We start from the raw sequence: 14,120 nt of genomic DNA on the forward strand, positions 1-14,120 counted from the left end.
AGGTCGTTCAAAAACTGAGCGGCAGGTTCGGTGCCGGCTCCGTGGACGGCTGCACTCCCCTGCTCTTCAGCACCTGGGTGGTCACATCCCGGAAGATGGGAGCGACTGCAGCCGATGAATTCATCTTAACCGGGTCGGCCAGGTTCACCGAAACGACGAACTGCGGCGCCTCTGCAGGAGCGAAACCGGCCATCGAGACGAGGTAGCTCGAGCTGTAACCGCCGTCGCCGTCGGGCTGCTGTGCGGTACCGGTCTTCATGGCCACCCGGTAGCCGGGGACGTCGACGTTCTTGGCGACCCAGCTCTCCTGGTCGACCATCTCGAGCATGTCGCTGACCTGCTTCGCCGCGTCGGCGGAGACGACCTGGGTTCCGGTCGCGTCAGGGACGTCGGTCATGGTGCCGTCGGCGTTCCGGCACCCCTCGACCAACTGGACGGGCATGCGGACACCGCCGTTCGCGATCGTCTGGTACAGGCTGGCGCCCTGGATCGCGGTCGTCGAGAAGCCCTGACCGAACATGGTCGCGTAGTCCGTCTGGCTGTCCCAGTCCGCAGGGTCCGCCATGAGGCCACCGGACTCGCTCGGGAACCCGACCTCGGTCTTCTGCAGCTGACCGAACTTCTGGAAGTAGGCGTAGCGGGTGTCCGCACTCATCTTCTCGCCGAACTGCGAGATCCCCGTGTTGGACGATTCGACCATGACACCCGACAGCGTGAGGTTCAGATCCGCGTGGAACTCGCTGTCGTTGATGTCGGCACCGTTCGACGGCTTGTACCGGAACGGAGCGACCACCTGGGAGTTCGGGTTCGCGACACCCTGGTCGATGAGCGCCGCGGCGGTGAGCGACTTGTACGTCGATCCCGGTTCGAACGGCGCGGCGAAGGCCCGTGAGCCTCGGTCTTCTGACGGCGTCGCGCTGACGTTGCCCGGGTCGACGGCCGGGTACTCGGCGACGGCGAGGAGCTTGCCGGTCTTGACCTCCATCACCGTGACGACGCCCCAGCTCGCACCGACCGCTTCGGCCTGCGCGGCGAGCGACTGCTGCGAGAACCACTGGATGTCCTTGTCGAGCGTGAGCACGACGTCGCCACCGTCCTTCGCCGGCTTCGTCACCGTGGTGCCGGGGAGCGGGAGACCGCCGCTGCCCTTCTCGTACGTCGTGCGACCGTCCTTGCCGGCGAGGCAGGAGTTCTCCATGAGTTCGACGCCCGCCTGGGCCTCGCCCTCCTCGCCCACGAAGCCGACGATGTTGCCGGCGACAGCACCGTTCGGGTACACCCGGTAGGGCTCTTCCTTGAAGGTCGTCCACGGGATCTCCAGCGCCTTGAGCGCTCGGAGCTGGTCGAGGGTGAGTTTCTTCGCGATGAGGGCGTAGAGCGAGTCCTTGTCCGCGGCGAGGGCGTCGGTGATGAGCGCGAGGACCTCCGGACCGGGCTTCCCGATGATCGCGCCGATCTCGTTCGTCGCCTGCTCGAGGGTGATCGTCTGCTCGGCGCCGTCGACCTCGCGTTCGAACGGACCGGCGTCCTTCGGAGATGCCGCCATGCTGTACCGCATGACCGCTTCGGCGAGCACCGAACCGTCTGAGGCGAGGATGTTGCCGCGGGTGGCGAGGATCGTGTCGCCCGTCTCGGTCTTCTCGAGTGATTCGGCGCTCAAGGCACTCGCGCGGACCACCTGGATGTCGACCAGACGGAGGACGAAGAGCGTCATCACGATGGAGACCGCGACGATGGTGAACGCGAGGCGTCGGCGCGTGGTCTTCGTGTGTCTCACCATGATGCCCGCACCGCGTCCTCTCCCGACGTCGCACCTCCGAGCAGGGCGGCGTCCTCCACCGTGAGCCGTCCGGTCATCGTGTGGTCGGCGACGGCAGCCCGTCCTGCAACGGTACGGGCGGGGTGACCGCTTCCTGGCTCGACGCGCCGTCTGCGGCGGCGGCGTTCTGTCCGCCGACGAGCGGGAGCGTCGCGGCCTGTGCGTTCGGCACGAGGGCGGCGTTGAAGATCGGACTCGTGCTCGCCGACGCCGGCGTGGGCGTCCCCAGCACGGCACCGTCGGAGAGCCGGAGGTAGGTCGGGAGCGAGTTGCCCACCATGCCGAGTGCCTGCGCGTTCACGGCGAGGTACTGGGGCGAGGCCAGGCGGTCGAGGTCCTCGGCCAGCGCGGCCGAGGTGCGGCCGAGTTCGACCTGCTTCCCCTCGAGCTGCTGGATCTGGTAAGCGCCCTGGCTCAACCCGACGCTGAGGAGCAACTGACCGACGACGATGGCGACGACCGCACCGACGACGATGACCGCATACATCGGCCGTGGTCGGAGCTTCGAGCGCGCCCCGGTCGTGACCGCACGGATGTGCTGCCGTTCGGGCGCCGTCCGGGTCGGCTGCGGCCGAGCGCGTCCGAGCCGTTCGGGTGCGAGATCGAGTGCTGCGGTCGCTCCGCTCATGCTGGCCTCCTCAGCCGTTCGGCCGCGCGGAGTCGCACGGGTTTCGCTCTGGGGTTCTCGTCGATCTCGGCCTCGGTGGCGAGTTCGGCGCCCTTGACGAGGAGCTTCAGCTCCGCGCTGTGCTCCGGGAGCTCGACGGGCAGCCCCGCCGGCGTGGTCGACTTCGCCCGCGCCTGAAGCTCGCGCTTGACGATCCGGTCCTCGAGCGACTGGTAGGACAGGAACACGATCCGGCCTCCGACCCGAAGCAGGTCGAGCGCGCGGGGCACGGCGGACTCGAGGACCGACAGCTCCGCGTTGACCTCGATGCGCAGCGCCTGGAAGACCCGCTTGGCCGGGTGGCCGGTGCGACGTGCGGCCGCCGGCGTGGCCCGATCGATGAGCTCGACGAGCTGACCGGAACTCGTCAGCGGTCGCTGCTGGCGTTCCTCGACGATGCGGCGTGCGTAGCGCTGCGCCAACTTCTCGTCGCCGTACTCCCAGAAGATCTTCCGAAGCGCGACCTCGTCATAGGTGGCGAGGATCGTCTCCGCCGTCAGCTCGCTCGAGGCGTCCATCCGCATGTCGAGAGGCGCGTCCTGCGAGTACGAGAAGCCGCGTTCGGTCCGATCGAGTTGCAGCGAGGAGACACCGAGGTCGAACAGGATCCCGTCCACCTGTGGGAACCCGAGCTCCTCGGCCGCCTCGTCGATGTCGTCGTAGACGGCTTTGACGAACCGGGCTCGCGACCCGAAGCGCTCGAGCCGCTCCTGAGCGATGTCGAGCGCATCGAGGTCGCGGTCGAGCCCGATGAGGGTCAATTGCGGGAACCGCTCGAGCATCGCTTCGGCGTGGCCCGCCATGCCGAGCGTGGCGTCGATGAGGACCGCGCCCTCGTGGGACACGGCGGGGGCGAGCAACTCGATGCATCGCTCGAGGAGGACCGGGGTGTGGATGTCGTTGATGGCCATATGCGTAATCCGGACGGTCCCTGACCCCTGATCCCCATCCGTTCCGACCTGGCACCGGGGAAGTGTGTCAGGGCGGGCTCCGACCTGGCACCGGGGAAGTGTGTCAGGGCGGGACGGCTGGGAGTCAGGGGGCAGGGCACTAGAAGAGTCCGGGGATCACCTCCTCGGCGGTCTCGGAGAAGACGCTCTCCTGTTCGGCGAGGTAGGACTCCCATGCCTCGGCGTCCCAGATCTCCGCGCGGCTGCCGGCGCCGATGACCACGAGGTCGCGGCTGAGCCCGGCGTACTGGCGGAGGTTGGACGGAATGGTCACGCGGTGCTGCTTGTCGGGGGTCTCGGCGCTCGCTCCGGAGAGGAACACGCGCAGGTAGTCGCGGGCCTGCTTGCTGGTGACCGGAGCCTGGCGGATCTTCTCGTGGAGCGCCTCGAACTCCCGCGTGCTGAAGACGTAGATGCAGTGCTCCTGGCCTCGGGTCATGACGACCCCGCCGGAGAGCTCATCGCGGAACTTCGCCGGCAGGATGATGCGACCTTTTTCGTCGAGTTTGGGGGCGTGACTACCGAGGAACATACGCCCCCGCCCCCAATCGTTCTGGCCAACATCTTGGTTGGGCTCCACTTTACTCCACTTTGCCCCACCGGTGCAGCACATTCCTCCATATTGGACCATTTGTCCATGAAAAAACCCCGCAAAGTCAAGACTCTGCGGGGTGGAGGGAAATGGAGGGGTTTTGCCATACCCGGGACGATCAGGGAGGGCCGGAAACGACGAAACGGGGCCGATCCGAGGATCGGCCCCGTTTGGAGTCGTGGTGCGGCGGCGCCGCGAGGGAGGGAAGTGGAGTCAAGTGGCCGGCCGCGGAGCGACCGGGAGACCTGGCATCGTTACTGCTCGTCGCCCGACTGACGCTTGTCCCAGCGATCGTTGAAGCGGTCCATCAGACGCGAGGACTTCTGGCCGGCCGGAGCAGCCTGACGAGGACGCGGCTGTTCGAGTGGAGCCCGAGTCGGTTTGGTCGCCACGAGCACGCCCGTGAGCATGATCGCGAACCCGAGCAGACCGACGATGGGCTGCTGGATCACGACTCCCAGCACGAGGCCGATCGCCCCGACCACCGCGATGAGGGAGCCGAGCGCGATTCCGCGGTAACTCGGTTTGCCCGCGCCAGCGCTGACCTTGGAGACGAAATCGGCATCGCTGCGGTAGAGGTGGCGTTCCATCTCATCGAGGAGCCGTTGCTCCTGCTCTGAAAGTGGCATCTGATTCCCCTCAAGGTCACACGACGCGACGTTGTTGATCGAGTCTAGCCACCGAAGCATGACTAGGCTAGGTGCGTGATCGAAAGCAATGAACTCGCCACCCTGGTGGGCCGCGGGCTCTCCGACTTTCTCTCCTCGCGAAGCTCCATTGTCGCGCAGATCGGCCCTGAGCTCTCCCCGTTCCTCGACTTCTCCCGGGAATTTCTCAGCGGTGGGAAGCGGTTCCGAGCACAGTTCTGTTTCCGGGGTTGGCAGGCCGTCTCCACCGGGAGGCACGCCAGCGGTCAGGGCGGCCTCGAGACCGTCATCGCGACCTGTGGAGCACTCGAGCTGTTCCATGCCGCGGCGCTCGTCCACGACGACATCATCGACAACTCCGACACCCGCCGGGGTGCACCGTCGGCTCACGTCTCCTTCGCGGAGTTGCACCGTCGCAGCCGATGGGACGGCGACCCGACCACCTTCGGCACCGGAGCCGCCACGCTCCTCGGCGACCTGCTCCTCGGCTGGAGCGACGAACTCCTCGACGACGGACTCGATCAGCTGGACGACCGCACCGCCGCTCGCGCAGCGCGGGCCGAGTTCAACCGGATGCGGACCGAGGTCACGGCCGGCCAGTACCTCGACATCCTCGAGGAGCGCGCCTGGCGCGACGCCGCCGACGACGAACAGCGCCGACGCGCCGAGCGCGTCCTGATCTTCAAATCGGCCAAGTACAGCATCGAGTCCCCGCTCGCGCTCGGGGCGCTCCTCGGCGGCGGGAACGAGCAGCAGCTCGCGTCGCTCCGCGGGTACGGCCTCCCCCTCGGCATCGCCTTCCAGCTGCGTGACGACCTCCTCGGCGTCTACGGCGATCCCGCCGTGACCGGCAAGCCGAGTGGCGACGACCTCCGCGAGGGGAAGCGAACCATCCTCATCGCGCTCACGAGGGAGGCCCTCCAGCCGGGCGCGCGCGCCATCCTCGACGAGCTGCTCGGAGATCCCGAACTCGACGACGACCAGATCGGCCTGCTCCAGGCGACCATCCGCGACAGCGGAGCCGTCGACCAGGTGGAGAAGCTCATCCAGGACCACGTCGCACGGGCGCTCTCCGCATTGGGCGAGGCTCCGATCAACGACGACGCCCGTGCGCACCTGCGCGGCCTCGCGGTCGCGGTCGCACGCCGCGAGACCTGAGCCGTCCACTCGGACGGCGCGGGGCTCAGGCCAGCGCCTGAGCCACCCGGCGGACCTCGGAACGACGTCCCTCGCGGAGGGCTTGGATCGGCGAGGTCCCGATCGCGTCGTCGTCCTCGAGCATCCAGACCATCGCGGCCTCGTCGTCGAAGCCGTTGTCGGACAGCAGCGTGAGCGTGCCGCGCAGGTTGTGCACCGGCCCGCCGTCCGCGATGAACGACGACGGCACCTGCAGCACGCCGTCACGTCGGACGGCGAGGAGGTCGCGCTCCTCCAGGTACTGGCGGATGCGGCGGATCGGCAGCCCGAGTTCGGTCGCCAGATCGGGAAGGGTGAACCACACGAGTTCGGAATTCTGCTCAGTCACGCACAGCAGTCTGCCACGACCGCGCTCCGCTCGGCGCCGTCGGATCGCGTTCGGGTAACGATCCAGGCACCTCGCCGCCCTCCCGGGGTGTTGACAGCTCTTCGCGCTCGACGTTCCATACACTCGACTGGTGAGTAGCAACCAGCAGACCGATCCGATGATCGGCCGTCTCCTCGACGGGAGATATCAGGTGCGCTCACGCATCGCCCGTGGCGGCATGGCGACGGTCTACCTCGCCACGGACCTCCGGCTGGAACGGCGCGTCGCGATCAAGGTCATGCACGGCCACCTCTCGGACGACACGACGTTCAAGAATCGCTTCATCCAGGAGGCGCGCTCCGCCGCGCGGCTCGCGAACCCGCACGTCGTCAGCGTGTTCGACCAGGGCCAGGACTCCGACATGGCGTACCTCGTCATGGAGCATCTGCCGGGGATCACCCTCCGCGACCTCATCCGCGACAACGGCACGCTGACCCCTCGGCAGGCCGCCGACATCCTCGACGCCGTGCTGTCCGGTCTCGCCGCCGCGCACCGCGCCGGCATCGTCCACCGCGACGTCAAGCCGGAGAACGTCCTCCTCGCCGACGACGGACGAATCAAGATCGGCGACTTCGGCCTCGCGAGAGCCGCGAGCGCGAACACGGCCACCGGCCAAGCGCTCCTCGGCACGATCGCCTACCTCTCCCCCGAACTCGTCACCCGTGGACAGGCCGACGCACGGAGCGACATCTACGCGCTCGGGATCATGCTCTACGAGATGCTCACCGGCGAGCAGCCCTACAAGGGCGAGCAGCCGATGCAGATCGCCTACCAGCACGCCAACGAGTCGGTCCCCGCACCGAGCGCCAAGAACCCCGCCGTCCCGAAGGAACTCGACGACCTCGTCTTCTGGGCCACCGAGCGCGAACCGGACGATCGTCCGTCGAACGCCGGCGAGATGCTCGAGCGCCTGCGGTCCATCGAGTCCAGTCTCGGGTTCACCTCGGTCGCCACCGGGGCGCAGCCCACGATCGTCATGCCGGCCTCCTACTCGAGCGAGCACGCCGACGACGTCACCCAGGTCATCGGCCGCAACACCAAACCGCAGCAGGTCCCGGTACGCGCCGACGCGACGGACGGTCCGGGCAAGCTCGCCACGAAGGCGCGCAAGCGCAGCCGCGTGGGCGTCGCGCTGTTCACGATCGTCCTCATGCTCGCCGCGCTCGCCGGTGGGACCGGATGGTACTTCGGCCAGGGTCCGGGCTCGCTCGTCGAGGTCCCGAACGTCGCCGACGGGAGTTTCGGCCAGGCGTCCGCCAAACTCGTGGAGCTCGGCTTTGTGCCGGTGGAAGGCGCGACGTTCAGCCTCACCGTCCCGGCTGGCACGGTCGCCGGCAGCGATCCGCCGTCCGGCTCGAAGATCGACAAGGGCAGCTCGGTCACGGTCCTCGTCTCCCAGGGACCGCAGCCGGTGGACATCCCGGTCCTCGCCGGGCTCGCACAATCAGATGCCGAACAGCAGTTGGACGCGCTCGGCGTCGCCGTCGGCACCGTGAACCAGCAGTTCGACCCGAGCATCGCGAAGGACATCGTGCTCGCGGCGACCGACGCGACCTCGGGCGCCGACTACAGCCAGGGCGGGCCGTCCTTCCAAGGCTCCACGGTGACCTTGCTCGTCTCGGCTGGACAGGTGCCCTCGGTCTCGGGCATGACGCCGGACCAGGCGCGCGACGCCCTTGAATCCGTCGGGCTCGGCGTGGGTGCCTCGGACGAGGCGTTCGACGACACGATCCCCGCGGGGCAGGTCATCGGCATCCAGGCCAAGACCGATGCGGACGGGAACGAGACGGCGTTCATCCCGGGGGACGACGTGACGCTGATCGTGTCGAAGGGCGTCGAGTTGGTAGCCGTCCCCGACACCACGGGCCAGACGATCAATCAAGCCATCAAGGCACTGCAGGACGCCGGGTTCACCGTCGGTGACATCGCCGTGGCAGAGGCGTTCCGTGACATCTTCAAGGTGAAGAAGACCGATCCCCCGGCGGGCAAGTCCGTCAAGAAGGGCTCGACCGTCAACATCACCGACTTCGGTCTGTAGCCACGGCGAAGCGCGATCCACCCACGCAGCTGCCAGACGACGAAGCGCCCATGCCGAACCCGGCACGGGCGCTTCGTCCTGTGCGACCTACTTCGCGGCGGCGAGTTCCTCCGCCACGAGGAAGGCGAGCTCGAGCGACTGCATGTGGTTGAGGCGAGGATCGCACAGCGACTCGTACCGCGTCGCCAGGGTCGCCTCGTCGATCTGCTCGGAGCCGCCCAGGCACTCGGTGACGTCGTCGCCGGTGAGCTCGACGTGGATGCCGCCGGGGTGCGTCCCTGCGGCGCGGTGGGCTTCGAAGAACCCCTTGACCTCGTCCACGACGTCGTCGAAGCGACGCGTCTTGTAGCCGGTGGGCGTCGTGAGTCCGTTGCCGTGCATCGGATCGGTGACCCAGAGCGGCGTCGCGTCGGCACCCTTGATCGCTTCGAGCAACGGAGGCAGGGCGTCTCTGATCTTGCCCGCACCCATCCGCGTGATGAACGTCAGGCGCCCGGGCTCGCGCTCGGGGTCGAGCTTATCGATGAGACGCAGCATGTCGTCGGCCGAGGTGGTGGGGCCGAGCTTCACGCCGATCGGGTTGCGGACGCGCGACAGGAAGTCGACGTGCGCGCCGTCGAGCTCGCGGGTCCGCTCCCCGATCCACACGAAGTGGGCGGAGGTGTTGTACGGTGTGCCGGTCCGCGAGTCGATCCGCGTCATCGGTCGCTCGTAGTCCATGAGCAGCGCCTCGTGGCTCGAGTAGAACTCGACACCGCGCAACTGGTCGAAGTCGGCTCCGGCCGCCTCCATGAACTTGATCGCACGGTCGATGTCGCGCGCCAGTCCCTCGTAGCGGTGGTTCACCGGGTTGGCGGCGAACCCCTTGTTCCAGCTGTGGACCTCGCGGAGGTCGGCGAACCCGCCCTGGGTGAACGCCCGGATGAGGTTCAGCGTCGATGCGGAGGTGTGGTACCCCTTGACGAGCCGAGCGGGGTCGGCCGTGCGCGACTCCGGGGTGAAGTCGTAGCCGTTGACGATGTCGCCGCGGTAGGCGGGCAGGGTGACGTCGCCCCGCGTCTCCGAGTCGTTGGAGCGCGGCTTGGCGAACTGCCCGGCCATCCGGCCCATCTTCACGACCGGCATCGACGCACCGTACGTGAGCACGACGGCCATCTGCAGGACCGTCTTCACGCGGTTGCGGATCTGCTCTGCCGTCGCACCGGCGAAGGTCTCGGCGCAGTCGCCGCCCTGGAGCAGGAACGCGTTGCCGCTCGCCGCCCGAGCCAACCGGTCGCGCAGGATGTCGACCTCGCCGGCGAAGACCAGCGGAGGGAGGGTCGCGAGTTCGGCGGAGGCACGCGCCACCGCGGCCTGGTCCGGCCATGACGGCTGCTGCTTGATCGGCAGCTCACGCCAATAGTCCAGTCCGGCGATCACCGAGGGTTCGGCCATGACGACTGGTTCTGTAGCGTGGGACACGGATTTCCTGTTTCTCTTCGACCGGACGCGCTCCGGAGCCCGCCCGGAAGGGGGAACGGACCGCGATCGCGGCCCGGTTTTTCAGCTTAGCGTCACGCCGACGCGGCGCGCTCCTTGACGCTCGTGGCGTAGACGTCGCGATAGTCCTGGCCCGACAGCTTGCGGAGCTCGACCATCAACTCGTCCGTGACGCTGCGGAGGATGAAGCGGTCCCCCTCCATACCCTCGAACCGCGAGAAGTCGAGCGGCTTGCCGATGACGATCCCGATCCGACGGATCCGGGGCAGCTTCGTGCCGATGGGCATGACCTTCTCGGTGTCGATCATCGCGACGGGGACGATGGGGACCCCGGCCTCGAGCACCATCCGCGCGACGCCGGTGCGGCCGCGGTACATCGTCCCGTCGGGGCTGCGGGTTCCCTCCGGATAGATCCCCAGCAGGTGACCGCCACCGAGGACCGCGAGCCCGGTGTTGAGTGAGGCCTCGGAGGCCTTGCCGCCCGACCGGTCGATCGGCAGCTGCCCCGTGCCGAGCATGAAAGTCTTCGTGGCCCAGCCGCCGAATCCCTTGCCGCGGAAGTACTCGCTCTTGGCCAGGAAGGAGATCCGCCGATCGACGCACAGCGGGAGGATCACCGAGTCGATGAAGGACAGATGGTTGCTGGCGATGATCGCGCCGCCGTGCTCCGGGATGTTCTCGGCGCCGATCACCCACGGCCGGAAGATCGACTTGAGGATCGGGCCGGCGACCAGGTACTTCATGAACCAGTAGAACATCGTGCTCCTCCGTCTTGCCGTCGTCGTCAGCCGAGGACGAGGGCGCTCCTGGCGAGATCGCCGGCGCCGATGACCCCGGCGTCGTTCACGAGCTGCGCGATGCTGAAGGACGGCTCCGGGTGGAATCCGCGCGCCGGGAGGTGGGTCAGGAACGCCTCACGAACGGGATCCAGGAGGAGGTCGCCGGCCTGGGCGACGCCGCCGCCGATCACGAAGATGTTGGGGTCGAGGATGGCCGACATGCTCGCGAGGGCCTGCCCCAGCAGATCGGCGAGCTCGTTGAGGCACCGGAGGGCACCGGGATCACCGGACTCGAGCAGGGCGGAGACGTGGTGTCCGTTCAGCAGCCCGCCGGCCGCGGCCCGGGCCCGGGCGAGGGCGGCACCGTCGCCACCGGCGTCCGCGGCCTCGTTCGCGAGCCGGAGCAACGCGTTCCCCGAACAGTACTGCTCGACGCAGCCGCGCGCGCCGCAGCCGCAGGGCAGCCCGTCCGGGATGAGGCGCATGTGTCCCAGTTCCGCACCGCTGCCGAAGCCACCGGTGAGGAGCCGGTCGTCGAGGACGATCGCCCCGCCGACCCCCGTACCGATCGTCACCATGACCATGCTGCGTTCCTCGCGCCCCGCCCCGAACCGGAACTCGGCCCAACCCGCGGCGTTCGCGTCGTTCTCGATCGTCACGACCTTGTCGGGCAACCGCGCGGCCAGCCGGGCCTGCAGGGGCTCGTTCCGCCAGGCGATGTTCGGCGAGTAGTAGACGGTCGAGCGCGTGGCGTCGAAGAACCCGGGGGCTGCGACGCCCACGCTCGAGATGCTGCCGTCGTCCAAGGACCGGACCATGGCGACGACATCGTCGATGATGGCGTCGGGATCGGAGGCCTGCGTCGGCGTGCGCCCGGCCGCGAGGATCCGGCCGTCGTCGTCGACGACCCCGCCCGCGATCTTCGTCCCGCCGATGTCGATGCCGATCGCGTTTGCCATAACGGTGCCGTCTCCCTGTCCTGATGTCGCCGATACCGGCAGCGGCGTGTGACCGACCGTCAGTCGAGTCGGTCGCCCGCGCGCCGCAGTCGAGTCTACTGAGCGTCTGCGCGCCACAGAAACCGCGCAAACACCCGTGCTCTAGGATGGAGCAACATCTTGCCGACCTGGTACCGAAGGAGTTGCCGTGGAACAGTTCGACGTCCCTGCAGTCGTCGCAGCAGACCCATCCGCCAATGCGACCGATCTGCTCGTGAAGCGCCTGGCTGCTGCGCCCGACGCCGCGCTGTTCGCCGTTCCCCGCGGGTCCGAGTGGGTGGACGTGACCACCGCCGAGTTCCATGCGCAGGTCGTCGCCCTGGCGAAGGGCCTCGTCGCCGCGGGGATCGAACCCGGCGACAAGATCGGGCTCATGTGCAAGACCCGGTACGAGTGGACCCTCATCGACTTCGCCGTCTGGTTCGCCGGAGCACTCCTCGTCCCGATCTACGAGACCAGCTCGCCGAGCCAGGTGCAGTGGATCCTCAGCGACTCGGGAGCGACGAGTGTCCTGGTCGAGACACCCGACCAGTTCGCCCGCTTCGACGAGGTGCACGGCGACCTCCCCGAGGTGGCACGGGTCTGGCAGATCGACCTCGGCGACCTCGACAAGATCGCGGCCGCCGGCGTCGACGTCCCCGACGAGGAGATCGAACGCCGCCGCAACCTCGCGGTGGGTTCCGACATGGCGACCCTCATCTACACCTCCGGCTCGACCGGTCGGCCGAAGGGCTGCGTCCTCACCCACTCGAACTTCGTCGAGCTGTCGCGGAACTCGGCCGTCGCGCTCAAGGACGTCGTGTCCGCTCCCGGTGCCTCCACCCTCCTCTTCATCACGACGGCGCACATCTTCGCGCGCTTCATCGCCGTGCTGTGCGTGCACTCCGGCGTGAAGACGGGCCACCAGCCCGACACGAAGCAGCTGCTCCCCTCGCTCGGCACCTTCAAGCCGACGTTCCTCCTCGCGGTCCCCAGGGTCTTCGAGAAGGTCTACAACTCCTCCGAGCAGAAGGCGGAGGCCGGCGGCAAGGGCAAGATCTTCCGTGCAGCCGCCGAGACCGGGATCGCCTACTCGAAGGCCCTCGAGAGCGGTTCCGTGCCGTTCGGCCTGAAGGTGAAGTTCCGGGTCCTCGACCGCCTCGTGCTGTCGAAGATCCGCACGGCCATGGGCGGCCGGGTGCGGTACGCGGTCTCCGGCAGCGCTCCACTCGGTCCGCGACTCGGTCACTTCTTCCACGCGCTCGGCATCGTGATCCTCGAGGGCTACGGCCTTACCGAGACCACCGCGCCTGCGACGGTCAACCTCGCCCAGAAGTCGAAGATCGGGACGGTCGGACCGGCACTCCCCGGCGTCTCGCTCCGCATCGCCGACGACGGCGAGGTCGAGGTGCGCGGGATCAACGTCTTCAAGGAGTACTGGCAGAACCCCGAGGCGACGGCGGAGGCCTTCGACGACGGCTGGTTCCGCACCGGCGACATCGGGTCCTTCGACGCCGACGGCTTCCTCACGATCACCGGGCGGAAGAAGGAGATCATCGTCACCGCCGGCGGGAAGAACGTCGCCCCGGCGGCGCTCGAGGACCCGATCCGCGCGACCCCGGTCGTCGGACAGGTCGTCGTCGTCGGCGACCAGAAGCCGTTCATCAGTGCCCTCATCACGCTCGACACCGAGATGCTGCCGTCATGGCTCGCCAACAACGGCCAGGACGCGTCGATGAGCGCCGCCGAGGCTGCTCGGAACCCCGCGGTGCTCGCCGCCGTCCAGCGCGCCATCGACGAAGCCAACACCAAGGTGTCCCGCGCGGAGTCGATCCGCAAGTTCGTCATCCTCGACGACGAGCTCACGGAGGCGAGCGGTCACCTCACACCGAAGCTCAGCATCAAGCGGAACGTGATCCTTAAGGACTTCGCCGAGACGATCGAGGGCATGTACCTCGGAGCGGGCTCGCCCGAGACCCAGGGGATGTCCCTGAAGTAGCGCCTCGACGGGCTCGGCGGTCGGTCGACGACCGCCGAGCCCGTCGACCGGCGTCTAGAACCAGTCGCTCTCGCGGACCTGTTTCATCGCCTCGCGGCGGTGCTCCTTCGACAGGCGGTCGAGGTAGAGCATGCCGTCGAGGTGGTCGGTCTCGTGCTGCAGCGCCTGGGCGAGGAGTCCTTCGCCCTCGACGACGAGCTCCTGCCCATCGAGGTCGATGCCGACGGCACGCGCGTAGGGATGGCGCGGCGTCGGGAACCAGAGTCCGGGCACCGACAGGCAGCCCTCGCCGATCTCTTCGAGTTCACCGCGCACCTCGACGAGCTTCGGGTTGATGAGGTACCCGATGACGCCGTCGACGTTGTAGCTGAAGACGCGGAGTCCGACGCCGATCTGCGTCGCGGCGACGCCGGCACGACCGGGGAGCTCCACGCTGTCCACGAGATCGCGGACGAGGCTGCGGATGTCGTCGTCGATCGTGACGACCTCGGCCGTCGGAGCCTTCAGGACCGGGTCGCCGAAGTGTCTGATGGGTCGTGTCGTCACGGGTTGGATCCTTCCGGGCGGGACAGGTGTGGTGGACGCGGAGACCGGCCGCGTCGCCTCGAG

At 68.2% G+C, this 14,120-nt stretch carries 13 protein-coding genes; 3 read left to right on the top strand and 10 right to left on the bottom strand.

All coding sequences use genetic code 11. From position 1 onward, the window contains the following. Positions 1–7: 7 nt before the first annotated feature. From FGL15_RS19920 to FGL15_RS19940, 5 genes are all read right to left on the bottom strand, one after another. Positions 8–1,780 carry a penicillin-binding protein 2 gene (locus FGL15_RS19920; RefSeq protein ID WP_138947136.1) on the bottom strand — a complete coding sequence of 591 codons (1,773 nt, stop codon included), beginning with the start codon at positions 1,778–1,780 and terminating at the stop codon, positions 8–10. A gap of 73 nt (positions 1,781–1,853) precedes the next feature. Continuing rightward, the gene (locus FGL15_RS19925) at positions 1,854–2,447 is read right to left on the bottom strand and encodes a hypothetical protein (protein WP_064297001.1); all 594 of its coding nucleotides are present in this window, start codon (positions 2,445–2,447) and stop codon (positions 1,854–1,856) included. Further along, positions 2,444–3,397 (bottom strand): 16S rRNA (cytosine(1402)-N(4))-methyltransferase RsmH, encoded by a 954-nt coding sequence (gene rsmH, locus FGL15_RS19930; RefSeq protein WP_137241615.1) that lies wholly within the window; start codon positions 3,395–3,397, stop codon positions 2,444–2,446. Before rsmH ends, FGL15_RS19925 begins: the two co-directional genes overlap by 4 nt. A gap of 139 nt (positions 3,398–3,536) precedes the next feature. After that, positions 3,537–3,968 carry a division/cell wall cluster transcriptional repressor MraZ gene (mraZ, locus tag FGL15_RS19935; protein WP_064297003.1) on the bottom strand — a complete coding sequence of 144 codons (432 nt, stop codon included), beginning with the start codon at positions 3,966–3,968 and terminating at the stop codon, positions 3,537–3,539. 314 nt (positions 3,969–4,282) lie between these two features. Further along, on the bottom strand, positions 4,283–4,657 hold the full coding sequence (locus tag FGL15_RS19940; RefSeq protein ID WP_079002572.1) for a DUF3040 domain-containing protein: 375 nt from the start codon (positions 4,655–4,657) through the stop codon (positions 4,283–4,285). 75 nt (positions 4,658–4,732) lie between these two features. Here FGL15_RS19940 and FGL15_RS19945 point away from each other — a divergent pair, with 75 nt between their 5' ends. Next, positions 4,733–5,833, top strand: coding sequence for a polyprenyl synthetase family protein (locus FGL15_RS19945; RefSeq protein ID WP_064297005.1), 1,101 nt, complete (start codon positions 4,733–4,735; stop codon positions 5,831–5,833). A gap of 25 nt (positions 5,834–5,858) precedes the next feature. Here FGL15_RS19945 and FGL15_RS19950 read toward each other — a convergent pair whose 3' ends face one another. Then, positions 5,859–6,200, bottom strand: a complete 342-nt coding sequence (locus FGL15_RS19950; RefSeq protein WP_064297006.1) for an Rv2175c family DNA-binding protein — start codon at positions 6,198–6,200, stop codon at positions 5,859–5,861. Positions 6,201–6,330: 130 nt separating this feature from the next. Here FGL15_RS19950 and pknB point away from each other — a divergent pair, with 130 nt between their 5' ends. Continuing rightward, on the top strand, positions 6,331–8,277 hold the full coding sequence (gene pknB, locus FGL15_RS19955) for a Stk1 family PASTA domain-containing Ser/Thr kinase (protein WP_240773656.1): 1,947 nt from the start codon (positions 6,331–6,333) through the stop codon (positions 8,275–8,277). 87 nt (positions 8,278–8,364) lie between these two features. Here the strand turns inward: pknB and FGL15_RS19960 are convergent, their stop codons facing one another. From FGL15_RS19960 to FGL15_RS19970, 3 genes are all read right to left on the bottom strand, one after another. Further along, positions 8,365–9,711, bottom strand: a complete 1,347-nt coding sequence (locus tag FGL15_RS19960) for a class II 3-deoxy-7-phosphoheptulonate synthase (protein WP_056005400.1) — start codon at positions 9,709–9,711, stop codon at positions 8,365–8,367. A gap of 119 nt (positions 9,712–9,830) precedes the next feature. After that, the gene (locus FGL15_RS19965) at positions 9,831–10,514 is read right to left on the bottom strand and encodes a 1-acyl-sn-glycerol-3-phosphate acyltransferase (protein WP_064297009.1); all 684 of its coding nucleotides are present in this window, start codon (positions 10,512–10,514) and stop codon (positions 9,831–9,833) included. A gap of 26 nt (positions 10,515–10,540) precedes the next feature. Next, the gene (locus FGL15_RS19970) at positions 10,541–11,494 is read right to left on the bottom strand and encodes an ROK family glucokinase (RefSeq protein ID WP_064297010.1); all 954 of its coding nucleotides are present in this window, start codon (positions 11,492–11,494) and stop codon (positions 10,541–10,543) included. Between the two features lie 187 nt (positions 11,495–11,681). On the opposite strand from FGL15_RS19970, the gene FGL15_RS19975 reads away from it, so the two are divergent. Further along, positions 11,682–13,511, top strand: a complete 1,830-nt coding sequence (locus FGL15_RS19975; RefSeq protein WP_138947137.1) for a long-chain fatty acid--CoA ligase — start codon at positions 11,682–11,684, stop codon at positions 13,509–13,511. Between the two features lie 54 nt (positions 13,512–13,565). Here the strand turns inward: FGL15_RS19975 and FGL15_RS19980 are convergent, their stop codons facing one another. After that, positions 13,566–14,057, bottom strand: a complete 492-nt coding sequence (locus FGL15_RS19980; protein WP_064297012.1) for a peptide deformylase — start codon at positions 14,055–14,057, stop codon at positions 13,566–13,568. Positions 14,058–14,120 lie beyond the last annotated feature (63 nt).

The organism is Plantibacter sp. M259, assembly GCF_006065115.1.
Taxonomy (GTDB): Bacteria; Actinomycetota; Actinomycetes; order Actinomycetales; family Microbacteriaceae; genus Plantibacter; species Plantibacter auratus.